Annotated in this window: 23 protein-coding genes and 3 pseudogenes; 7 read left to right on the top strand and 19 right to left on the bottom strand. The window is 63.0% G+C overall.

All coding sequences use genetic code 11. The features are described from left to right. Positions 1–322, bottom strand: a pseudogene (locus AC1DGP_RS31895) (IS481 family transposase); the annotation flags it as partial. A gap of 707 nt (positions 323–1,029) precedes the next feature. Further along, on the bottom strand, positions 1,030–1,206 hold the full coding sequence (locus AC1DGP_RS31890) for a hypothetical protein (RefSeq protein ID WP_476833026.1): 177 nt from the start codon (positions 1,204–1,206) through the stop codon (positions 1,030–1,032). Between the two features lie 34 nt (positions 1,207–1,240). On the opposite strand from AC1DGP_RS31890, the gene AC1DGP_RS31885 reads away from it, so the two are divergent. Continuing rightward, complete coding sequence (locus tag AC1DGP_RS31885; RefSeq protein WP_476833025.1) at positions 1,241–1,876, top strand: ATP dependent DNA ligase; 636 nt, start codon at positions 1,241–1,243, stop codon at positions 1,874–1,876. Then, complete coding sequence (locus tag AC1DGP_RS31880) at positions 1,854–1,928, top strand: hypothetical protein (protein WP_476833028.1); 75 nt, start codon at positions 1,854–1,856, stop codon at positions 1,926–1,928. The genes AC1DGP_RS31885 and AC1DGP_RS31880 overlap by 23 nt, the downstream gene beginning before the upstream one ends. A gap of 171 nt (positions 1,929–2,099) precedes the next feature. On the opposite strand, the gene AC1DGP_RS31875 is transcribed toward AC1DGP_RS31880, so the two are convergent. After that, on the bottom strand, positions 2,100–2,369 hold the full coding sequence (locus tag AC1DGP_RS31875) for a hypothetical protein (RefSeq protein ID WP_441493866.1): 270 nt from the start codon (positions 2,367–2,369) through the stop codon (positions 2,100–2,102). A gap of 238 nt (positions 2,370–2,607) precedes the next feature. On the opposite strand from AC1DGP_RS31875, the gene AC1DGP_RS31870 reads away from it, so the two are divergent. Both AC1DGP_RS31870 and AC1DGP_RS31865 read left to right on the top strand, forming a co-directional pair. Continuing rightward, entirely contained in the window at positions 2,608–2,853 is a 246-nt protein-coding gene (locus AC1DGP_RS31870) for a DUF982 domain-containing protein (RefSeq protein ID WP_476833024.1), read from the top strand. A gap of 376 nt (positions 2,854–3,229) precedes the next feature. Further along, complete coding sequence (locus tag AC1DGP_RS31865; protein WP_476833023.1) at positions 3,230–3,478, top strand: hypothetical protein; 249 nt, start codon at positions 3,230–3,232, stop codon at positions 3,476–3,478. 70 nt (positions 3,479–3,548) lie between these two features. Here the strand turns inward: AC1DGP_RS31865 and AC1DGP_RS31860 are convergent, their stop codons facing one another. After that, the gene (locus tag AC1DGP_RS31860) at positions 3,549–3,758 is read right to left on the bottom strand and encodes a helix-turn-helix transcriptional regulator (RefSeq protein WP_476833022.1); all 210 of its coding nucleotides are present in this window, start codon (positions 3,756–3,758) and stop codon (positions 3,549–3,551) included. A 103-nt stretch (positions 3,759–3,861) separates the two neighbouring features. On the opposite strand from AC1DGP_RS31860, the gene AC1DGP_RS31855 reads away from it, so the two are divergent. Further along, a complete protein-coding gene (locus AC1DGP_RS31855) occupies positions 3,862–4,065 on the top strand; it encodes a hypothetical protein (protein WP_476833021.1) in 204 nt (67 codons plus the stop codon). A 914-nt stretch (positions 4,066–4,979) separates the two neighbouring features. Here AC1DGP_RS31855 and AC1DGP_RS31850 read toward each other — a convergent pair. From AC1DGP_RS31850 to AC1DGP_RS31835, 4 genes are all read right to left on the bottom strand, one after another. Next, on the bottom strand, positions 4,980–5,243 hold the full coding sequence (locus AC1DGP_RS31850; RefSeq protein WP_476824007.1) for a DksA/TraR family C4-type zinc finger protein: 264 nt from the start codon (positions 5,241–5,243) through the stop codon (positions 4,980–4,982). 128 nt (positions 5,244–5,371) lie between these two features. Further along, complete coding sequence (locus AC1DGP_RS31845) at positions 5,372–5,914, bottom strand: general stress protein (protein ID WP_441493860.1); 543 nt, start codon at positions 5,912–5,914, stop codon at positions 5,372–5,374. A gap of 36 nt (positions 5,915–5,950) precedes the next feature. Further along, on the bottom strand, positions 5,951–6,247 hold the full coding sequence (locus AC1DGP_RS31840; RefSeq protein ID WP_441493861.1) for a PepSY domain-containing protein: 297 nt from the start codon (positions 6,245–6,247) through the stop codon (positions 5,951–5,953). Between the two features lie 574 nt (positions 6,248–6,821). Continuing rightward, a complete protein-coding gene (locus AC1DGP_RS31835; protein WP_476833020.1) occupies positions 6,822–6,989 on the bottom strand; it encodes a DUF1236 domain-containing protein in 168 nt (55 codons plus the stop codon). A gap of 253 nt (positions 6,990–7,242) precedes the next feature. Between AC1DGP_RS31835 and AC1DGP_RS31830 the strand changes: the two genes are divergently transcribed. Then, positions 7,243–7,392 carry a hypothetical protein gene (locus AC1DGP_RS31830; protein WP_476833019.1) on the top strand — a complete coding sequence of 50 codons (150 nt, stop codon included), beginning with the start codon at positions 7,243–7,245 and terminating at the stop codon, positions 7,390–7,392. Positions 7,393–7,512: 120 nt separating this feature from the next. Here AC1DGP_RS31830 and AC1DGP_RS31825 read toward each other — a convergent pair whose 3' ends face one another. Both AC1DGP_RS31825 and AC1DGP_RS31820 read right to left on the bottom strand, forming a co-directional pair. Continuing rightward, a complete protein-coding gene (locus AC1DGP_RS31825) occupies positions 7,513–7,761 on the bottom strand; it encodes a DUF6894 family protein (RefSeq protein ID WP_476833027.1) in 249 nt (82 codons plus the stop codon). A gap of 168 nt (positions 7,762–7,929) precedes the next feature. Then, a complete protein-coding gene (locus AC1DGP_RS31820) occupies positions 7,930–8,814 on the bottom strand; it encodes a hypothetical protein (protein WP_476833018.1) in 885 nt (294 codons plus the stop codon). 754 nt (positions 8,815–9,568) lie between these two features. On the opposite strand from AC1DGP_RS31820, the pseudogene AC1DGP_RS31815 reads away from it, so the two are divergent. Next, a pseudogene (locus AC1DGP_RS31815) lies at positions 9,569–9,796 on the top strand (cytochrome c oxidase subunit I); the annotation flags it as partial. Positions 9,797–9,913: 117 nt separating this feature from the next. On the opposite strand, the gene AC1DGP_RS31810 reads toward AC1DGP_RS31815, so the two are convergent. The 9 genes and pseudogenes from AC1DGP_RS31810 to AC1DGP_RS31770 all read right to left on the bottom strand — a co-directional run bounded on the left by AC1DGP_RS31810 (position 9,914) and on the right by AC1DGP_RS31770 (position 19,540). Continuing rightward, positions 9,914–11,239, bottom strand: coding sequence for a type II toxin-antitoxin system HipA family toxin (locus AC1DGP_RS31810; protein ID WP_476833017.1), 1,326 nt, complete (start codon positions 11,237–11,239; stop codon positions 9,914–9,916). Then, positions 11,226–11,588 (bottom strand): helix-turn-helix domain-containing protein, encoded by a 363-nt coding sequence (locus AC1DGP_RS31805; protein WP_476833016.1) that lies wholly within the window; start codon positions 11,586–11,588, stop codon positions 11,226–11,228. Before AC1DGP_RS31805 ends, AC1DGP_RS31810 begins: the two co-directional genes overlap by 14 nt. Before the next feature lie 470 nt (positions 11,589–12,058). Continuing rightward, entirely contained in the window at positions 12,059–12,526 is a 468-nt protein-coding gene (locus AC1DGP_RS31800; protein ID WP_476833015.1) for a PH domain-containing protein, read from the bottom strand. A 241-nt stretch (positions 12,527–12,767) separates the two neighbouring features. Continuing rightward, positions 12,768–13,167, bottom strand: a pseudogene (locus AC1DGP_RS31795) (SDR family oxidoreductase); the annotation flags it as partial. Positions 13,168–13,281: 114 nt separating this feature from the next. After that, a complete protein-coding gene (locus AC1DGP_RS31790; RefSeq protein ID WP_476833014.1) occupies positions 13,282–14,250 on the bottom strand; it encodes a M14 family metallopeptidase in 969 nt (322 codons plus the stop codon). A 76-nt stretch (positions 14,251–14,326) separates the two neighbouring features. Next, positions 14,327–15,532 carry an NAD(P)/FAD-dependent oxidoreductase gene (locus tag AC1DGP_RS31785; RefSeq protein ID WP_476833013.1) on the bottom strand — a complete coding sequence of 402 codons (1,206 nt, stop codon included), beginning with the start codon at positions 15,530–15,532 and terminating at the stop codon, positions 14,327–14,329. A gap of 3 nt (positions 15,533–15,535) precedes the next feature. Continuing rightward, a complete protein-coding gene (locus AC1DGP_RS31780; protein ID WP_476769566.1) occupies positions 15,536–16,654 on the bottom strand; it encodes an ABC transporter ATP-binding protein in 1,119 nt (372 codons plus the stop codon). Beyond that, positions 16,651–18,618, bottom strand: coding sequence for a dipeptide/oligopeptide/nickel ABC transporter permease/ATP-binding protein (locus AC1DGP_RS31775; RefSeq protein WP_476833012.1), 1,968 nt, complete (start codon positions 18,616–18,618; stop codon positions 16,651–16,653). The genes AC1DGP_RS31780 and AC1DGP_RS31775 overlap by 4 nt, the downstream gene beginning before the upstream one ends. A gap of 43 nt (positions 18,619–18,661) precedes the next feature. Further along, positions 18,662–19,540 carry an ABC transporter permease gene (locus AC1DGP_RS31770; protein ID WP_476833011.1) on the bottom strand — a complete coding sequence of 293 codons (879 nt, stop codon included), beginning with the start codon at positions 19,538–19,540 and terminating at the stop codon, positions 18,662–18,664.

The raw sequence follows: 19,540 nt of genomic DNA, 5'->3' as shown, positions 1-19,540 counted from the left end.
GTTGGAGGCAACGGTGCAGGGCGCTGCGGCTGAGGCCGGGGATGGTGTCCTTCAGGCAACCCAGCACGTCGTCCAGCGGCAGCAGTGTCTTCTGCCGGAAGGCCACGACGATGGCTTCCTCGGCCGGCGTCAGCACCGTACTTCGAGGGTCCTTCGGTCCCATGGGCGCATCGGATGTGGTGGTCCTTTTGCGCCACTTGAGCACAGTCTTCGGATTCAAGCCGTAGCGGACGGCAAGGGCCCGGCTGCTCTCTTTCGACCCTTGGAGCTCGRCTCGAACACGCGCCGTCGTGCGGGCGCTGCCATGAAGAACGCTTCCCATAATGCATCCTCCTCCTGACGACTCAGGATCGATGATGCACCATCAGATTTCGGGACTACACATTTCATACCTCAGCCCAAGAGGGGTGGTGAACTGGCCCGCTGTGTGAGGACGCTGCGGGTCCTTTTTTTGTTCCTCGTCGACGGAACAGCCGAGGGGCAAGTTTGTTTTCTCTGCGTGCCGGCCACCACTCTCCACCGCCCGCACGGCCTCGGGCTCCGCCGCTGCCATACGGCGGGGCCTCCGGCTGGCCAATTCGTCCTTGCGTTCTTTTGATGGATTATAAACTGTGAGCATCGCAGGGGGATTGCGATGCCGTTCCGTTCTATCGTCGCCACGCCAGAGGAATTCGCTCGGATCGCCGTGGCTTTTGATGAAGCTTGGAGCGAGATTGCAGCAAGGGTCGACCCGCTCAGCGAGCCCGTCCAACGCGAGCGTCTGGCGTCAATCATCGCCGAGTTGTGGAGGGCGGACCCAAGCGTCGATTTGGCAGTACTTGCTGTCCAACGTTTCGATGAGACCGCGTCGAAAGGACCGGGAGAATCTTGAGCGAGTGAAATAGTAGTCGCCGCCCGGAACTGCTGGTTTCGACAGCGGTTCGCTACTGCGTGGTGGCGTTGTTCACATCCGGCGCCGTCACGGCCTGGGGAGCCCCGCCGCTATTCCCCCCGGAACGGCGGGGCGAACCTCGTGCCTGCGTTGGAGTATCAGTTGTGTGTGCGCGTCGTATCCTGCGTGTCGGCCCTGGAGTCGAGATAGTCCGTGGCCCTGTCAACAAGGCGCGCGATGCGCGCCAGCGGAAGCTCCGCTTCGACGCCATGCCTGATCGGATTAAGCCCTGCCTGGCTCTCCTGGCTTCCAAGCCGCCCGCCGGCGACGGTCATGACTGGACGAACCGGTTCCCGACGATCCCAGGTGATGTTCTGGATCTCGGGCCGGATAGCGCCATCCTCGACGGTGAGGCCGTCGTGCTCGACGAACGCGGTGCTTCCGACTTCGGGCGCCTTGCAGCAAGCTCTCGGGGGCCGGGGCGGCAAGCGATCTGCCGCCGGAGCGCTCCTGTACGCTTTCGATTTGCTCTATCTCAATGGTCACGATCTTCGTCCGCTGGCGTGTGAGGAGCGGCGCGAGATGCTCCCCGGCATCATAAAGCCCCATACCTCGATCCTTTTTCAGCGCGGACGTCGACGCCGAAGGCGACGCCTTCCTGGCGCTCGCCTGCAAGATGGGCCTCGAGGGCATCATCCGAAGCGGCGCGATGCGCCCTATCGATCCGGCCGGGGCGGCGAATGGCTCAAGATCAAGTGCATCCAATCGGAAGGGTTCTTCATCATCGGCTATGAGCCATCGTCGGCGGCATTGGGCGGTATCGGGCGGCTGCTGCTCGCGGCCTGGAAGAACAACCGGCTGACCTATGTCGGCGGCGTAGGGACCGGGTTCACCGATCGCTCGGCTACTGCGCTGCGAAAGCAGCTCGACGCCCTCCTGATCGAAGCCCGCGCTGAAACTGACAAGAAAAGGGACGCGCTGGGTGACGCCGTCACTGGTGGCTGAGATCGAATTCCGCGGCTGGACCACGGACCAAAAACTGCGGCACGCGTCCTAAAAGGGGCTACGCGACATCTCCGATGCTGACAACGTCCTTCGCCTTGACGAGTAGTGCCCGCTAATCCCGGTATTTGGCGATGAGACAATCCTCGAGCGCCGCGCCCGCCGGTGGATTCGGCTCTACCTGTTCCGCCGTTTCCTTAGGACAACCGGGTCAGCTGTTCGACGCTCAATTGGACGAGGCCGGCGGAGGATTCTTGCCCGGTTCCCGGCCAAAAAACACCCATCGGCGCCCCGAAACTTGCGTGACAACAACGATCATCGCAACCCCGTCCTCGCATTCGAGATCGAAGGTTTGGTCAAAGACAAAAGGGCCTGCTTCGATCGGTTCGCTATAGAGGCGGCCGGCGCGCCCACACTCTCCGATGGCGACATACTGATAGGTTACCATCAAGCGCATTCCAGCCTTATCAACCAACACACCTTTCCCGGTGAACATCGGCGCCTCACACCGCGAAATTATCTGACCAGGCTAAGATGAAGGCAGCTTGGCAGTAGGCGCGCATTTAGGGAGAAACTCCACCAATCTGCCCGTGTACGGATGGTGGTGAGCCATTCCTCGAGCGCTGCAACCAGCCTGATCAAGCCGTCTCTGCTGAACGCTTTGCCCGCCAGCTCCTCAGGGAACTGCCGGGCGCCTTTTTGCGTTCTGGCGATCAGGAGGACGGGAATGTGCCATGCCGATGCACTGGTTCAGCCCACCCGTTGTCGTTCAAGCCGACCGGCCCGGAGTGGGCTATTCTATCACCGACGTCGAGCAAGCCGCTGAGCTGTTGCTAGCCTGGAAAGCGATTGGAGCGGGGCCGACGTGGCAAGACGCAGTGCGCGCCTGCACGGCAGTGCTGAATGGTGCCGGGACCGTTGATGAGGCGCGGGAGGCGTTCGAGGAGGCGGCGCGGGAGTGTGGCCGCCTTATCGGGTAGTCAGGCTGCGTTGGCGGACCTGGCTGCCCCACGGTTCCACGAGCCCTGACAAGTGGACGGCCGCGGAACTAAAGGCCTCGTCGGGCGTTTCACGCTTAGTGGTGACGCCGCGATCAGATTCTCCGGGCGGCACCACCGGGTCGGAGCCCGCATGCAATCCCCCGCACGGCGAAGCTCTTTGCCCTTACAACTGGCCCGCAGCGGACGCCGCGGGCTTTTTTGTTTCTTGTCCTGTCCTTAGGAACACGCTGGGCCACCGTCCGTTTTAGTGGCGTGAGGGCGTTGAGCGATTGACAACTCCACGGCCGCAACCCTCACAGCCTGGGGCCCTGCCGTTGCGAAGCGGCGGGGCCTTCATATCGCTTCGGATCAGGCGATGGGCAAAAGCCATGGCTCAAACACGTGGATTTATCACGTTGTCATGCCATTGACCGCGTTGCGATTTCTATCTCGGCTCCAGGCGATGGAGGATTGGCTGAGCGAGTGGGAAATCCCCTATGAGGTGGTGCCACTCAACGTCGGTGATACAGCCCTGTTGATCCGGTTCCCGACCGAGGACTTCGCCCACGCCTTCATCGCCGTGGAGAAAGAGATGGCAACGGCCGCTTTGCCAGGCCTGCACTGAGCGTGTGCCCACTGCGCCGCATCTCGGGTGGCCATGGCCCCGGGCTCCCCCGGACCGGGCCGGGGCCCTCTCAAGGCAGGATCGCCAGCCGAGTAAGCAACGTCACGAGCTCCGCCTGACGCCTAGTATTGGTTTTCCCGAACACCGTGCCGAGCTGGCTGCGAATGGTACAGAGGCTTACCTCCGACTTTCGGGCGACATCGGCGAGCTGGTCACCGCGCGCCAATTGAAGAGCAAGCCGGGTCTCGGCCGCAGTCAGGCCGAACAGGCGCCGAAGCATGAACGGATTCGGCTGCAGGCGAGCGTGGAGATCGACCAGCATGACTACGTTGATGCCGGCGGTACGAAGTCAGCAGCCTGGTTCAGGAAACGGCGCATCGTCCTTGTTCCATATGACAATCCAGCTCAACGGCCCGAGCTTTAGGAGCCCGCTCGATCAGGCGTCGGAACGCACTCATCAGGTGGTGAAGATCGAGGGCCGCATCGCGCTGGCAGCCAAGGATCAGGCTGGCGGCGGTGTTGGCCTCGATGATGCGCTGGCCCTCGACCACGAGATAGCCGCATCCGAGACGGTCGAGCAGATCTAAAGCTACAGTGCGTTGGTTGCTCGGTAACGTAATTAGACGACGCCCGGTCCAGGCAGGCGGGTTCGACGGGGGAGTCCCCGGCTCTGATGACATGTGTCCTGTCCTCGTCAGCCCCATTTGAACTCACGTAAAATTCTAACTCTGGAGCCGAGTGGCGTGTTCCTTTGCCGGGTGAACAGGGGGCGGCCCGGGCGGGTCATCTTGGGTGGTCGAGGTGCCAAGTCCAGTGCTTTGGGAGGACAATTGTCATGCCTGGGGACTCAGGCGGTCCGGAAAATGGCTGACATTCTGAACCGCGTTGCGGGCGACTCTAGCAGTCCTGCCGCACTGTATCGCGCTGTTCGAGAGGTTCATCCAAAAGGGTCAAAGAAGCAGGTCGCTCTCGCGGCACTAGCCGCCCTTATTGTCGGGCAGCAAAACCCGGCGAGCCAAAGGCGGAGGGGACATCGGGTGAGTGAGTGACCTCGCGATTCCGTAGAGCTGACCGATGGCTGGCGGACCTCTTTTGCGTCCCGTATCGCGGAACGAATCTTGCGGGGGGCCGCGTTCTCTGCGCTGGAGTGGCCGTTGTGTGCGCGCGTCGTATCCTGCGTACCGGGCCAGGCTTCTCCGCTCTAAGGAGCGGGGTCGTCAGCAGGCCGCCAGATCCGCGTCAGCCAAGCCTGCTCGAGGATCCAGAATGAGGTCGGCATCGCTGAACACAAGCCCGCCACGCGCATGGACAGATCCTGCCCCTCCTTCTCGAATTCCCAGGCAATAGGCCACCGGAGCCCGTCGGGCGGTAGTTGATGCATTTGTGCGGCGTCAGATCGTGCGGGGAGAGACCGGGGCGGAGTGTTCCGGGGGCAGCAGGAGGCGGCGGCGCTCACAGGTGAAGATGACAGCCTAATCGCGATCGGAGCAACCGCATGCGGTCATTTCAATTGGCTGTCCTTGCTGCCCCGGCGGTTGATGCCGGACATCGCTCTGGGACGGTCGAGGCCTGACTGGCAATCCACGCAGGTACGGGCGCCAGGCATCGCGCGACGCCGCGCCTCCGCGATTTCCTCTCCGCACACCTGGCAATAAATCTCGCCAGGTCCGGTCGGAAGCCGTGACCGCGCAAGCCGGACGGCATCGGTTATCGAGTCGTCGATCTGGTCCTGAACGGCTCCGTCGGGAGCCCAACCACTTGCCATGGAACACCTCTCTTTATTTCCAAATGGTGTTCGTCCACCGCGACGCCAGTGGCGACCATCTAGGGACGGCCTTGCATCACCAACGCGCCGCTGCCGCGCGGCGAGCCCCACGGCAGCGGCGCGTGGCGTCAGATGCCGGCCTGGCCGCGCACATACGGATCCGCTGTTTCGTCGAAGCGGGTCCAGCCTTCGCGACGGTACTGGGCCACACGGCTCTCGCGATCGATCGGGGTCGCACCATCCAGGATGGCCTCGACCGTAGCGGCCTGCTCGTCGACCGCCCTGACGGAAACAACCGTGCCGCCGCGACGAACCGTCTCCGCATAATAATGGGCCTCGTCCTCATCTACACCTGCACTGGTGAACGATCCGACGAGGCCACCCGCCGCTGCTCCCGCGACAGCGCCCGCCGCGGTCGACGCCAGCCAGCCAGCGGCGACGACAGGACCAATGCCCGGGATTGCTAGAAGGCCCACCCCGGCGAGAAGGCCGGCCGCCCCCCCGATGCCTGCGCCGATGCCAGCCCCCTCGGCGGCGTTACTGTCCTTGGCGCGCTCATCGCGGCCGATGACACTGATCTCCGACGACGTGATGCCGGCCTGTTCAAGCTTCTCGACCGCCGCAGCGGCCTGATCGTAGGTGTCGTATGAACGAGTGATCGTACGGGTCATGGTTGCCTCCAGAAGTCGGGGTGCGAGAGGTGTCGATCAGTTGCGAGTGATGTTGCCGCGATAATCGACCGAAACATTCACTTGAGCGCCGGCGTTCGTCGCCGTGCCCTTCCAGACGCCGTTGTCGTCCTTTTTCAGGCCGGTGACGTTTGTGTAGCCGTTGGCTTCGAGACGGCTCTTGGCCTGGCCTTCAGTGAAGCTGTTGGCGCCCGGCAGCGGGGCGTTCGCGTCGGCCGGAGCGGGAGCCGGTGCGGGGGATGTGGTCGAGGTTTGCGCCATGGCCCCAAAGGAGGTCGTGGTGGCGATCAGGGAAACTATGATGAGCTTTTTCATGGTGGCTCTCCCAAGGGAAGCGGCGGTGCCGCAGTGCCCAAGAAAACGGCGCCGCACCGCTTTGGTTCCTTTCCCAATCCCGCCGGCGTGCGGAACCGAGGGCCAAGAAGGAGCGCCCAAAAGCGGAACATCGGCTCGACTACCGGAGTTGGACAGGATCCAGCGCCGGGGAATGATTCATCGCCACCGCGCCTTTCTCCACCGGCTTCATCAAGATGTCACAGCGCGCTGAGGCCCTTTCAGAAGACGATCGGCGTCGATACCGATCGGAGGCAGCGGCTGCATTTGAGCGAGTGGGGGAATTTCAGGAAAGGCTTGAGGACGAGATTTGGGCGCGTCCGCTTCGTGTGATGGCCTGGGCCGCGGCCACCGGATTGGTTTTGGGGGTTACGGCCGCGAGGTGATCGTGGGCCGCGGCCACTCTTGAGATCCACGTGACCGCGGTCCCGCGCAGAAGTCTTAAATGGCCGTCATGATCATCTGGAACGGGATAAGGTTCTCGGAGTGCATTCGCCGTGGCGAGCGGCTAGCCAGCGCCGCCCTAACGCAACATCGCCAGGGCCGCGGTGGGCGCTTACTCGATGATCTGGATGATCTTACGCGAGCTGGGCTCGACCAGCACAGCGCGGTCATTGACCATCGTATAACGATACTGCGTCACACCAACATCCGAAGGGAATGTGTACAGTTCGACCGTTGCCGGAAGCGTGGCGCCGACCGCCACAGTTTCCTGAACCTTCACGGATTAGAGCTTCTCTTTCATGAAGTAGGATTTGATCTTGCCTGATTGTTCCGTGGTGATCGTCGTAGTTGTGGTGGTCTGTGCCAGCACGGCCGAACTCGCAAGTGCAGCAGCTCAACGTGGTGAGAATTAGGTCATGGACGTCCTCCATCATGAGTGTCCTCCCCGGCCGCTTTCAAAACCCCAGAGTATCGTCCTTGTTCCGCGCGGGAATCGTTCGAACACGGAGCTCCGCGAATGCGCATGAGGAACAGTGGGCATTCACTATGTTGCCGTCAGCCCGAGTGCGCTCACCGTCACCTGGAATCAGACCGACAAGAAATGGAATGCGCGGATCAACGCGACCAAGGAACAGCTCAAGTCGGCGCCGCAGTTCAAGTACGAGGGCCGCTTCGCAAAGTGACCGGACCCGGCCGGCGCGGGAACCTAGCGTGCTGGGGGGTTAAACCAGGACATGACCTGGCCCGCTGCTCCGAATGGTGCGCGGGCCTTATTTGTGTCGGGCCCGTGCCTCCGAATTGCTTCACTCTTCAGATTTGCCGGGGACAGCGTTCCGGATCGGGATCGGGGGCGCTGGAGTGAGCCACCGGCTGTTCAAAATGAGCGTCGCCGCAAAGATCGGAGTGCCATCGGCGTAGCGTATTCTCACGTCGATGCTGAGATCGTCGCTGGACTGGACACGCTCTGAGATGATGTCGCCGAGGCTTGAAAGGGCCGAAAGGCGGGCGGCGGCGTGGTCCTCGAGGTCGATGCCTTCGCCGTCGACGACCAGCCGTATTGATCTCGATGTCGAAAAAGTATTGGGCCATGCCGGCTTAACGGCCCCGCCCTCGGCAAAGTTCCAGTTCGCAACGGAGCAGCGGCGGCTGAAAGACGTCGTCTTTGCTTCTTTGCGTATCGGCAGGTGTGGAGGGGCCCGTGCGAGCCCCTCCGATTTCCATCATCGCCGCCCGAACAGCGATCCGAGATCCATTTCCTCGTCGCGGTGCTTGCCGCCAAGTTGGGCTGCGATCCAAGCTGCCGCCGCCCCCAACAAAAGCACTGCTGCGGTCATAAATGCGGTAATCACTGCAGCCTTCCGAGCGCGCTCCGCGGCTTGCTTTGCGGTCTCCTTCGCCTGCTCCAGTTTTGCGAAGGCGTCATCGACCTTCTTCTGAGCCTCGGGCTGAGGAATGTTCATCCGTGCAGCGACGCGCGTCGCAATGTAGTCGCGGTCAACTTGATCGAGCTTTCCCGATCTGATTCCGGTCATGAAGATCCGGGACGCCTCCTCGCGTTCACTGGCAGTCGGCGGCGTGGTGCCGTTTGACCTCATGACAGAGTCCAAGGCCGAACCCAGCGGGTCCGCCTGCTGACTGATAAGAGCGGCGGCTCCGCCAGTTGCGGCAGCCACACCGGTCGCAGTTGTTTTGGCAGCACCCAGCAGCGACGAACTGGCGACCATCGCTACGATCAACGCCCCGGCAGCCCAAACGACCAAGCCATGAGCACCGTCGCGAACATGGCGCTCGTGGTCGCTGGCGTCGGTAACCGGCCGACGCATACGCCCGGCAAGATATCCGCCCGCGCTGCAGGCCGAGACTGTGATCCAGATGGCCCACAGGCCTGCGGCGATGGTCAAGGCTGTCAGGCCCGAAGAGCGCGCGGTGTCCGCGGACACCAGGGACAGGCCAATAGCAGAGCCAAAAGCTGCCATGACCGTAGTGATGGCCGCGGAGAGCACCGCACCGCCAAAGATGGCGCTCCATTCAAGATAGGAGCCGGTGGAGGCACCCCTTAGGGCGGGAGGGGGAACGACGACCACGTTGGGTGTGCTCACGGACATGATGCAGCCTCCTACCGAAGACCAAGGAATGAAAGAATGGCCAACACGACCACGATGAGGCCAACGATGTAGATGACGCCGTTCATGAGACTCTCCCGATGCACCGCCACATATGTGACGTGGGATGAACAGACGGCGGAGCCAAATAGTTCCAGGCGGGACCGACGTGCCCGGGAACACTCCTGCTTGTCGTTGGTTCAAGCTGGACAAACAGGAGGACAGGCCATGGGTCGCGGCATACTTCTTTGGATGTTGGGAATTCCCCTGCCGATAATCATTTTGCTCGCCTTTTTTCGATAACGTGCACGGCGACATTGCTGCTGCATGAAACCCGTGCGAGCAGCCTGACGGGTTTGCCCGGAGCGGAACGGAGAGCCCCAATGACAGCAATCGACCGGCATGACCGCCCGTTTGAGGCTGTTGAGTGCTGTTGAGACCACAACGGCGAACGGGGGTCAGAAGCGCTTCAATGAATATTCACCTCGCGTTCGAGGGGGCTCATTTGCCTCAGTATTGTTTATAGTCGTCATCGCGTGGCTTATGCTCATCGCTTACGTCGCTTTGTGTCTCTACAATTGGTTCAGCCATTGAAAGCCTAAGCGTCGATGTCGCTAATTGGGAGCCAAGGTGATTGCGCCCGTTGCTCCAGCGGGTGGTCGGCGGGGTGGTGTCCTCCATTTTCCGCGACATGGATCAGCGGTGGTCGCTCATCGCGCGTCGGGCCACGGTCGAGGACTGGTCGCTCCGCAGGCGGCACTTCTGGGTCGCATTTTTTTCGGCGCCAACCTGCTGTTCTTCCCGCAGCATTTCCTTGGCCTTGACGTGGACTATCTGGATGCCTTCGCCGGCTGGCATTTCTGGTCGTCGATCGGCTCCTACATCTTCGCTGCGGGCTTGCTGATCTTCTTCTACGGCGTCATCGTCGCCTTCTCGAAGAAGCAGTCCGTGGGGCGAAGGTGCACCGACGCTGCAATGGACCCTGGGACCTGTCCATATTTTCACGCACTCTGCAGTTCGCCGCGAAGCAGCCCCATCCGCCGCGTGGAGGTGCACCTGCATGAGGCCTGCTGAACCGGTGCGAACGGGACCGATAGTCAACCTATGATCCCGCCCCCACGGTAGCGTCCTCGGTCGGGGCGACGGAGAAATCCATGTCCGGCAAAAGCTCTTTCACGAAGGGAAGCCGGTTGATTCTGTTGACGATCGCTTCGGCAGCACCAGAAGGCATCATCTCCCTCAAGATCGCCGGCCAGGTCGCGAACGCGCTTTCTACGGTTCTTTTGACTTCGTGGATGACCACGCCCGACGGGACTTCAAGAAGGTCCGCCGCGCGTTCGAAACGGCGGAGCGTGAGCGAATCGGGGTTACTCGTTCTCATGAACGGCAAGGCGAGTTCGGCGTCGCCAAACACGACGGTGGGCACGACGTCGTAGGTGGGGCTGAGCGCGATTTCACCGCCCTCGGGGTAGAGGAACGACCAATTTTTAAGGTGCGCGTCGCCGTTCCCGATCAGCATGTTACATACGGAACGGCCGATGGCTTCCACGAGCTCCCCTCGACTGTCGGTCGCGAACCGACGGACGATGTTGAGGACTGTTTCTTCGTTTGCCCGCGTATATTTCTGATCTCCGAGAGCCCCGGTAATCTGGGCAAAGTCCTCCATCTGAACGCGGAGGCCGTTGGGCCCTCTGTCGAAGCGGGTCACTGCAAGACAGGTCGACCCGTGTTCCAGGTATTCCTCTGGAAGGCCTTCCACCGCGGAGGAGGGGACGAGGCGAGTCAGAGCCACGCGTCGCCCCGTGGCGGCGACCATTGTCATCGCGGCATGCTCCATCTCCGGCAGGTCGCGGTACTTCTTATGTGGTACTTTGAGGATAACGTCCCCAACCTCCTCACCCAACATCGGGAGCGTCAGGCGGTCGTTTCGAGCTTTCATCGAGAATTTCAGTTGAACGCCGGCAAGCGAAAAACGAAGGGACGGGCCCCTAGGCCAAGGGGAGTCTGTTGCAGGAGATTCGTCGTCTACGAAACCGCCTTTGGTGGCGCGGTGCACGGTGAGAGCGCCGGGCAGGTCCATTCCCAGGCGGGCAAGGACGTCGAAGTGATCAGTGCGGCCATGCCCGAGTTCCTTCTCTACTAGCTCACGCAACGCTCCTTCGGGCAGGAGATTGTCGAAGAAGGGTGGCAGGTAGCCATTCGTGCCGAGCTTGTCCGCTCTCCTGGTCAGCCGCTGCATCGTGGCTTCCTCGGATTGCCCCGTCCATGACAACGATACGAGCGGGCGGACCGGCCCCATGGCGAGATATGCATCGTCGGGGAAGAACGATGTTATGCGCTGGCTCCGATCTCGAACGATTATGCCAATTTTTAGCTCTCGCCGTGCGTCGGGGCGCAGATAGACTTCCAGCGTGTCAACGGGGGGCATGGCCAACATCGTCCTCGGGATCGTCATCACCCTCGATCAAAAGCTCGTCTAATAGGCTCGACGGCGTGGGGGGGGCAGACGGTAATGCGGACGCCGGGTTCCCTGCCAAGCCGAGCGCCTCAGCTAAGCGTTCACGGGGTACGAGAACGATTTCCAGACCCAGGGCTTCTCCAAGGTCGACGAGGTTGTCGATGGATGGATTAGCCCTGCCGCTCTCGATTTCACTCAGGCGAGCAGGGTCGCGCCCGACGCGTTTCGAAAGTTCGCGCAGGGTCCACCCACGTTGCTCGCGATACCGTTCAATCTGGTCACCTAACCGGCGACGAGCCTCGTGGCTACGTTGCGACATTTCGCAAATTCCTTCGATTTTTGCGATATAGCGTATGATAGTTAGGAGTCAATGGAAAAATTGCGAAATAACGCAATTAGCGCCATTTTTGCGATATATAGCAACGTATCAGAAGGCTGGCGCGATTGGGGACCGAGGCGATTCACAAGCGTGCCGTCGCGCCATCGAGTGATAATTCGATCCGTAATTAAGACGGAAGATCGGTCGATGGCGCCCGCGTGTTCGCTGCTATTATCCGGTCAAGAGCGGAGCCTTGGCTAACTCGTCTGGAGGGGTCCTTGTCCGGTAATGATGCCGGCGAGGTCTTCAATGGCTCTCGCGAAAAGCTCCACATCGCGCGTCTGATAGACCTTGCCCTGATCCTCCATGGCGGCATGGCCGCGTCCTCATCCGTCGATAGATCCCGCCGCTTTCGGAAACGCCGGCTGCCTGAGCAAACTCGGTTCGACGCTTCCCATATTCGTCACTGGTTAGCCCTGTGCGTCGTTTCCCGTGATGCTGTTTCGAAGCTCGATTGGGTTGGCGATGATGCGGAGCGTCTTGAAGCCTTCGCCGGTGCCATGGATCGTCACGTTGCCATAGTCGAGCATGCGCCCCAAGATTGATTGATCGATCTGGACGCTTTCGACCTTGTCCATGTTCATCTCGGTGGTCTCCCGCTGGATGAGGCCTTTCTTGTAGATGACCCGTCGGTTGGTGACTGCGATCTCGGTGACCCACGAGTGGAACCATTGCTGAATCAAGAGGACCGCCGCAACGAGTGCGAGGGCGTATCCCGTATACCGCCAGAATCCTGGCATGAACTGCGTAGCGCTGAGCCAGAAAGCGACCGCCGCTAGGAGTGCAACCGCAATACCGGGCCAGTACACTATCCAATGAATGGACGAGATGTGCCGGACCTGTTCATTGGGCTGCAAGACGCGCTGAACGTAGCTCATGAAAATGGGTCTCCTTCAGCACCATAGGCAACGCCACCCGATATTCCAACCACGGTGGGGACCGTTAGGGCAGGTGCAGAAGATTTTTCGATTAAGCCGCTAGGGCATCATTGCCGGATGGACAACCTATTGAGAGCTCACAACTAGTCTGCTCGTCCCAGACGCGGATATGTCGCGCAATAGCCCGACGCCGCGAAGCGGGGCAAGGCCGGCCAGGACCCCACAGTGGCGCTCCCCCGCCTCAGGCGCGCCCGACCAGCGGCGCCTTGCTCGCCATCACGGTGACGAACAGCACATTGGCCTCGATCGGCAGGCTCGCCATGTGCAGAACCGTGGAGGCGACATGCGCCACATCCATCACCCCCTCAACCTTGATCGAGCCGTCGGCCTGCGGCACGCCGGTCGTCATCTTCTGGGCCATCTCGGTCAGTGCATTGCCGATATCGACCTGGCCGACCGCGATGTCGTATTTGCGGCCGTCGAGCGATGCGGTCTTGGTCAGGCCGCTGATCGCGTGCTTGGTCGCGGTATAAGCGGCCGAGTTCGGGCGCGGCACCTTGCGCCGAGATCGAGCCGTTGTTGATGATGCGACCGCCGCGCGGGCTCTGGTCCTTCATCAGCTTGAAGGCCTCCTGCGTGCAGCTGAGGACGAAATGGGGCGCAAGCTCCGTTCGATCAAACGGATCGAAGCGAGGCGGGCGACAACACTCGGCCCGCCAGATCGCTCCGCTACGTCCTGCCGGCCGAACGTCGGCTTATCCTTTGATCGGAGTACCTACATTGCCGATCAACTGCTTAGCCGACACGTAGGCGTGCTCCGTCTGGCGCAGCACATAGCCCGGCATCGGACTAAGGATCTCCTCCGGGGCGCTGCGCGCTCCTGCCGTCGGATGCAGCAGCGCCACGCGCTGGCCCTTCGTGACCTCGTCACCCAGCGCGACGAGATGTTCGACGAGGCCCGCGCGCGACGCCAGATACTGGCCTTCCGGCCCGGCCGTGAAATGCACGCCGGCGAAGGGGAGGGGCTCCAGCACCGGCTTGATCGCGCCGAAATCGGCAAGCGCGCGCAGCAGCCCGTCTTCCATGATCATCAGCTCGGATGATTTCATGCGCCCGCCGCCACCCTCGACCTCGATGGAGGCCAGATCGGCGAGTTTCGCGGCGCCGCAGGCAGTTTCGTCGATTCCGTCGACATGCTGCACGAAACGATAGCCCCATGCCTCCATCAGGCGGTTCAGGCGAGCATCGTCAACGACGCTTTTCGCCGTGGTGAAGCCGAAGACCATGGGCACGACCGAAACGTCGCTGCCACCGGCGTGGACGTCGATCAGAAGATCGACAACCGGAATCAGCGCTTCTGCGGCGAACGCGCAGAGCCGCTCGGTTGGCGTGCCGTCGGCCTTGCCCGGGAAGAAGCGATTCATGTTCTGCCCATCGATGGGCGAGAGGCGCTTGCCCTTCTGTGAGGCGGGGAAATTGAGGGACGGCACGATGATCACGCGCCCGGTCACGTCAGCGGGTTCGAGCCGCTCGGCAAGTCGCCGCAGGACGATCTGGGCCTCGTATTCGTCACCATGGATGCCGCCGCAGAGCAGGACGGAGGGGCCCTTGCCGTTATTGATGCAGCAGACGAAATCGCCGGTGACGCCGTCGAGGGCACCGGCGATCGGCCCGAGATCGTAGTTGAACTTGCCGGGGCGGGTCGCGTCGAATTCAGGAAGCATAGCCGTGTCCTTCCGACCGACAGGGACAGCAAGCCAAGGCTGTACCCGTCGGCGCTGGTTTCAGATGGATGGTGGTTCAGGCGGCGGCGCGGCCGAGCGGCGCGGCGGCAAGCATCGCGGCCGGCTTGTGAAACCGCGCCGGGGAGAAGGGCTCCAGGACCTCTGGCTTCACGCCGGAGATCAGCCATTCCGTGAAGAACTTGGTGAACCCCAGCGAGATCGCGAAGCCATGGCCGGACCAGCCATAGCCATAGATGGTGTTGGCCAGGCCCTCCGCCTGTCCGATCAGCGGAATGTGGTCGACGGCGACGGTATCGACCCGCGACGCGTCCGCCTTGAGGAAGGTCGAGTTGTCGATGAAGGGCAGGGTCAGGATCGCATCGGTCACGTTCTGCGTCATGGCACTCAGCGAGCCTTTCCAGAGGCCCTCCGGTGTATGGGCGACATGGGCGCCGCCCGACAGCATGATCGTTCCATCCGGGAGTTGCTTGACCGCGAGGCGCCGATGGGCGTGCGAGAGAAGATGATTGACCGTCTTCTTCAACGGGTTCGAGACGTAGTGCATCTGCGGCATGAGGTTCCAGACCGGCCCGAGCTCATGCGGCTTGAGAACAGGCTTCAGCAGCGTCTCCGCGCCGGCATTGGCGACCACCACCAGCCGCTCTCCGACCGGGACTATCTCGCCGTCGGCGAGCTTCACGGCGGTGGCGACCCCGCGCGCATGCAGGATCTCGACGACCTTGGCGCCCGTGCGGATCACCGCTCCGGCCTTCGTCGCCTGCGCTGCGAATTGCAGCGTTGCGAATGTGTGGTCGCCGACGCCGTCATTGGGGCAGTAGATCGCGCCGATGATACCGGGGGCGAGCTCGGGTTCCCGAGCCAGCGCCTCATCGCGCGTCAGGACCTGCGAAGGCGTACCGAGCCGCGCCTGTGCGGCGGCGTTTGCCGCCATGCGCCCGAGCACTTCGTGTTCGCGATGGCCATACGAGACGTCGTAGACCTGCAGGCCACCGAGGCGGCGGAACCCGACACCGCCCTCGAAACTCTCCTGATAGTCGCCCCAAAGCTTCAGGGCGACGGCGCAGATGGGCAATTCGCGCAGGTCGCGGCCATTGGCGCGCACGCCGCGCTCGCCCGGTCCGCCGGAGGCGCCGCCGGCGATTTCGCCGGCCTCGAGGAGCGTCACTGTCTTGCCGGCGCTCGCCAGTTGATAGGCCAGGCTCGTGCCGTAAATGCCCCCGCCAACGATGACGATTTCGGAGGCATTGCTGTGATCGGACATCGATCAGTTCCTTATGTTGCTTCGGTGGTCAAAGTCGGGGAGGCGTTCATCCGCGAAGTGACAGGTCGCGGTGCTGCGGCCTCCCGGCGCAGGCAGGGATGGTGGAGGATCCTCGGCGCAGGGACGTGGCACGCGTCCATCGGCGGTTTCGACGACCGTGGTCGCTCCGATGGCGAGCCGCCGCGCCAAGGGGCAGCGTGTGTGGAAACTGCAGCCCGGCGGAATCGCGAGCGGGCTCGGAATCGAGCCCTCCAGCACCGGCGCTGGCCGGTCGCGGGAGATCGGGGCGGAGTGGCCGGCGATCGCCATCAGACTTTGCGTATAGGGGTGGCGGGGTGCGCCGCAGACCTCGCCGACATCGCCTTGCTCGACGAAGCGGCCAAGATACATCACGCCGACGGCATCGGCCATATGTTCGACCAGGGCCAGATCATGCGTGATGATCACGTAGGTCAGAGCAAGCTTGGCCTGAAGATCGGCCAGGAGATTGATGATCTGTGCCTGGACCGAAACGTCGAGCGCGCTGACCGGCTCGTCGAGGACGAGCACCTCCGGCTCGCAGATGATTGCTCGGGCGATGGCAACGCGCTGGCGTTGTCCGCCGGACAATTCATGCGGGTAGCGCCCCAGATGGGCCAGGTTGAGACCGACCAGCCCAATCACCGTCTTGATCCGGTCGAGCTTGGCTGTGCGTTCGCGATGGAGCCCGTGCACGGTTAGCGCTTCACAGAGCGTATCGAACACGGTCATCCGCGGATCAAGCGAGGCCCTCGGATCCTGCAGGACGAGCTGAACCTTGCGGCGCATCGTGCGCAGGCCGGCTGAATCTAGCGTCGAGAGCGGCACGCCATCGATCGTGACCTCGCCCTCGGTCGGTCGCAGCAGCCCGACGACGAGCCGTGCCAGCGAGCTCTTGCCGGAGCCGGATTCTCCCACGATGGCGAAGCAGGTTCCGCGCTGGACGCGGAATGAAACCCTGTCGACGGCCCGTACCACAGGCGCCGCCACACCGCTCAGAAAGCGCCGCCTGCCACCGAAATGCCGGCTGACATCCGCGACTATAACGATGTCGTCGGTGTCGGTTCCGGGGACGCGAGGTGGGAGTGGGAAGGGCGCGTTCATCGCGTTGCCTCCTCGGCAAAGACGCAGGCCACGTCGCGGCCGGCGACGGCCCGGAGACCAGGCTCGCTTGAGGCGCATTCCGCCCGGTTGGCGCTGCGCTGGCAGCGGGGACGGAATGAGCAGCCCGATGGCAGGCGACCGATCAGCGGCGGCTCGCCAGCGATGGTCCGCAGATGCCGGCCTCGGCCTTCGCTGCCACCCGGCGCCGACGCGCGCAGTGCCTGAGTATACGGATGGAGCGGTCGCTCCAGCACGCTCGCAACATCGCCGCTTTCGACGAGCCGGCCCGCATACATCACCGCAACGTCGTCGGCGAAGCGCGCGACCAGGTTGAGATCGTGGGTCACGAGCAGAATGGCCATGCCACGCTTCTTCTGGATCTCGGTCAGCAGGACGAGGATCTGCTGCTGGATCGTGACGTCGAGCGCACTGGTCGGCTCGTCGGCGAGCAGCACTTCGGGGTTCTGAGCAAGGGCGATGGCGATGACGATGCGCTGCTTCATGCCGCCGGAGAACTGGTGCGGGTACATGTCGAGCCGGCGCTCGGGATCGGCGATATTCACGTCGCGCAGCAGTGCAATGCAGCGCTGCCGCACGGTCTCCGAGTCGAGCCGGGAGCCGGCCGTGACCGCCTCGGCGAGCTGGTTGCCAATGGTGAGCACGGGGTTCAATGCGCTTGCCGCATCCTGGAACACAATGCCGACCTTGCGGCGTCGCAGATCGCGCAGGGCGGCGGGGCCGAGGCCCAATGCCGGCTCGCCCCCGATGCGGATAGCGCCTGCCGTAATCGCAACTTCCTGCGGATTGACCAAGGTGCCGACTGCCCTCAGCAGCGTCGACTTGCCGGAGCCGGATTCACCGACCACCGCCAGAGTCCGGCCCGGCTTGATCGCGAGATCGACACCGCGCACAACCTCGAGAAGGCCCTCGCCCGTGCGGTAGGCGATGCGCAAACCACGAACTGAAACGGCCAGGTCGGTCGCTTTCTCCGCGGATTGCTGCTGCGCTTCGGCTGGCGGAGGGCGGCGCCGCAACAGGCTAAGAATCGGAGGCCTGCGGGCGACACGCCGGCTCGTCGGATCGTAAATCGTACGCAGAGCGTCTCCGAGCAAATTGAAGGCTAGCGCCGAGACGGCGAGGAAGAGCCCAGGGAACGTCGCGAGATAGGGATGGCTGCGAATATAGGAGCGGCTCTCCCCCAGCATCGTTCCCCATTCGGGGAAGGGCGGCTGGGTGCCGAGTCCGAGGAAGCCGAGGCCCGAGGCGGAGAGCAGGGTCGAAGCGAACAGCAAGGTCGACAGCGTCAGAAGCGTGCCGGAGATGTTCGGCAGCACATGGCGCAGGATCACCCGCACCGGATTGGCGCCCAGCGCGATCGAGCCTTCGATATAGGGCTCGGCGAGGATGCTGAGTGTCACCGCCCTTGCCGTGCGCGCAAAGACCGGGATCGCAACGATGCCGACCGCGATGATGACGTTCTGCATATTGGCGCCGAGGATCGCGACGACCGCCAGCGCAAAGACGATATCGGGGAAGCTCAGCATGACATCGATGGCGCGCATCACCGCGGCTTCGATCCAGCCCCTCCGCCAGGCGGCGAGGACGCCGAGCGGCACGCCGACCAGAAAGGCCACGGCGACGCCGCCTACTCCGATGCCCAGCGTCGCACGGGCGCCGACCAGGACGCGGCTGAAAACATCGCGGCCGAGCTGGTCGGTGCCGAACCAATGCGCGGCGGAAGGTGGCCGCAGGGTCTGGGCGAAGTTCTGGCGAAAGGCATCCTGAGGCGCCAGCATAGGCCCGAAGATCGCGAGCAGCAGGTAGAGCGTGACAAGCGTCAGGCCTACGACGCCTTTCGGCTGTGAAAGGATGCGTCGCAGCAGCAGCCAGCGCGACTGCGGTGCAAAGGCGTCAAGGGGTGCCGCTCTTTCAGGTGCGGAGAGCACGTTCGGCATGATGCTCATGTCGCCCGCTCCTGCTCGCGCGTGCGGGGGTCGAGCCACTGGGTCAGCAGGTCGGTGACGAGATTGATGTCACGAAGAAGAACGCGAACATCAGGATGGCATACTGGATCACCGGATAGTCGGCGCGGGAGACCGCATCGACGAGCAGGCGACCGACGCCTGGAATGCCAAACACGGTTTCGGTGACGACCGAGCCGCCCAGCATGCCGCCAAACTGTACGCCGGCGACGCTGACCGCAGCGATCAGCGAATTGCGCAGCGCATGGAACAGGACGACGCGGGTCTCGCTGAGCCCCTTGGCCCGGGCGGTATCGAGATAGTCCTTGCCCATCGATTCCAGCAGGCTCGTGGCGACGAGGCGGCTGAACATCGCTGCCGGGCGCGTCGCGATGACGAGGATCGGGAGGACGAAATGGGCAGGCGTCGAGGCGCCGGCCGCGGGCAGCCAGCCGAGATTGACCGCGAAGAGCCAGATGCAAAGCAGGCCCAGCCAATAGATCGGCATCGAGATGCCGGCGAGCGTGAGCACCGTGATCGCAGCATCGGCGAGCCCGCCCGGCCGCATGGCGCAGACGATGCCGGCAATCGTGCCGACGACAAGACCGAGTGCGAGCCCGCCGATCGAGACGATCAACGTATTCGGCAGCCGCTCCGAGAGCTCGACGACGACGGGGCGGTGCGTTCGGAAGGACGTCGCAGCGGATGGATCCCAGATGCCGCGCAGAAACTGGCCGTACCGCGTGAGAAGCGGCTCGTTCAGGCCGAGGAATTTGCGGATGCTCTCGATCTCTTCGTTCGAGGCGGTCGGCCCGGCGAGGATCTGGGCCGGATCGCCCGGTATCAGGTCGACGAAGAGGAAGACGAGCAGGGAAACCGCAAAGAGCGTCGGCAGCGCGCTGCCCAGGCGTTTGAGAACGAACAT

The sequence above is a fragment of the Allobosea sp. 05T433 genome (assembly GCF_056396065.1).
The sequence above is the reverse complement of the archived record's forward strand: the minus strand, read 5'-3'. Positions and strand labels throughout refer to the sequence as shown.

What these genes read in the sequence shown, in the direction of transcription:
- AC1DGP_RS31860 (WP_476833022.1), bottom strand. Translation starts at nt 3,758, where the DNA reads ATGCTTCGGCGCCTGTTCGGCCTGACTGCGGCCGAGACCCGGCTTGCT.
- AC1DGP_RS31845 (WP_441493860.1), bottom strand. Translation starts at nt 5,914, where the DNA reads ATGACCCGTACGATCACTCGTTCATACGACACCTACGATCAGGCCGCT.
- AC1DGP_RS31790 (WP_476833014.1), bottom strand. Translation starts at nt 14,250, where the DNA reads ATGCTTCCTGAATTCGACGCGACCCGCCCCGGCAAGTTCAACTACGAT.
- AC1DGP_RS31890 (WP_476833026.1), bottom strand. Translation starts at nt 1,206, where the DNA reads ATGACCGTCGCCGGCGGGCGGCTTGGAAGCCAGGAGAGCCAGGCAGGG.
- AC1DGP_RS31810 (WP_476833017.1), bottom strand. Translation starts at nt 11,239, where the DNA reads ATGCCCCCCGTTGACACGCTGGAAGTCTATCTGCGCCCCGACGCACGG.
- AC1DGP_RS31780 (WP_476769566.1), bottom strand. Translation starts at nt 16,654, where the DNA reads ATGAACGCGCCCTTCCCACTCCCACCTCGCGTCCCCGGAACCGACACC.
- AC1DGP_RS31840 (WP_441493861.1), bottom strand. Translation starts at nt 6,247, where the DNA reads ATGAAAAAGCTCATCATAGTTTCCCTGATCGCCACCACGACCTCCTTT.
- AC1DGP_RS31870 (WP_476833024.1), top strand. Translation starts at nt 2,608, where the DNA reads ATGCCGATGCACTGGTTCAGCCCACCCGTTGTCGTTCAAGCCGACCGG.
- AC1DGP_RS31820 (WP_476833018.1), bottom strand. Translation starts at nt 8,814, where the DNA reads ATGTCCGTGAGCACACCCAACGTGGTCGTCGTTCCCCCTCCCGCCCTA.
- AC1DGP_RS31775 (WP_476833012.1), bottom strand. Translation starts at nt 18,618, where the DNA reads ATGAGCATCATGCCGAACGTGCTCTCCGCACCTGAAAGAGCGGCACCC.
- AC1DGP_RS31800 (WP_476833015.1), bottom strand. Translation starts at nt 12,526, where the DNA reads ATGAGCTACGTTCAGCGCGTCTTGCAGCCCAATGAACAGGTCCGGCAC.
- AC1DGP_RS31850 (WP_476824007.1), bottom strand. Translation starts at nt 5,243, where the DNA reads ATGGCAAGTGGTTGGGCTCCCGACGGAGCCGTTCAGGACCAGATCGAC.
- AC1DGP_RS31770 (WP_476833011.1), bottom strand. Translation starts at nt 19,540, where the DNA reads ATGTTCGTTCTCAAACGCCTGGGCAGCGCGCTGCCGACGCTCTTTGCG.
- AC1DGP_RS31875 (WP_441493866.1), bottom strand. Translation starts at nt 2,369, where the DNA reads ATGTTCACCGGGAAAGGTGTGTTGGTTGATAAGGCTGGAATGCGCTTG.
- AC1DGP_RS31885 (WP_476833025.1), top strand. Translation starts at nt 1,241, where the DNA reads ATGTTCTGGATCTCGGGCCGGATAGCGCCATCCTCGACGGTGAGGCCG.
- AC1DGP_RS31785 (WP_476833013.1), bottom strand. Translation starts at nt 15,532, where the DNA reads ATGTCCGATCACAGCAATGCCTCCGAAATCGTCATCGTTGGCGGGGGC.
- AC1DGP_RS31865 (WP_476833023.1), top strand. Translation starts at nt 3,230, where the DNA reads ATGGGCAAAAGCCATGGCTCAAACACGTGGATTTATCACGTTGTCATG.
- AC1DGP_RS31805 (WP_476833016.1), bottom strand. Translation starts at nt 11,588, where the DNA reads ATGTCGCAACGTAGCCACGAGGCTCGTCGCCGGTTAGGTGACCAGATT.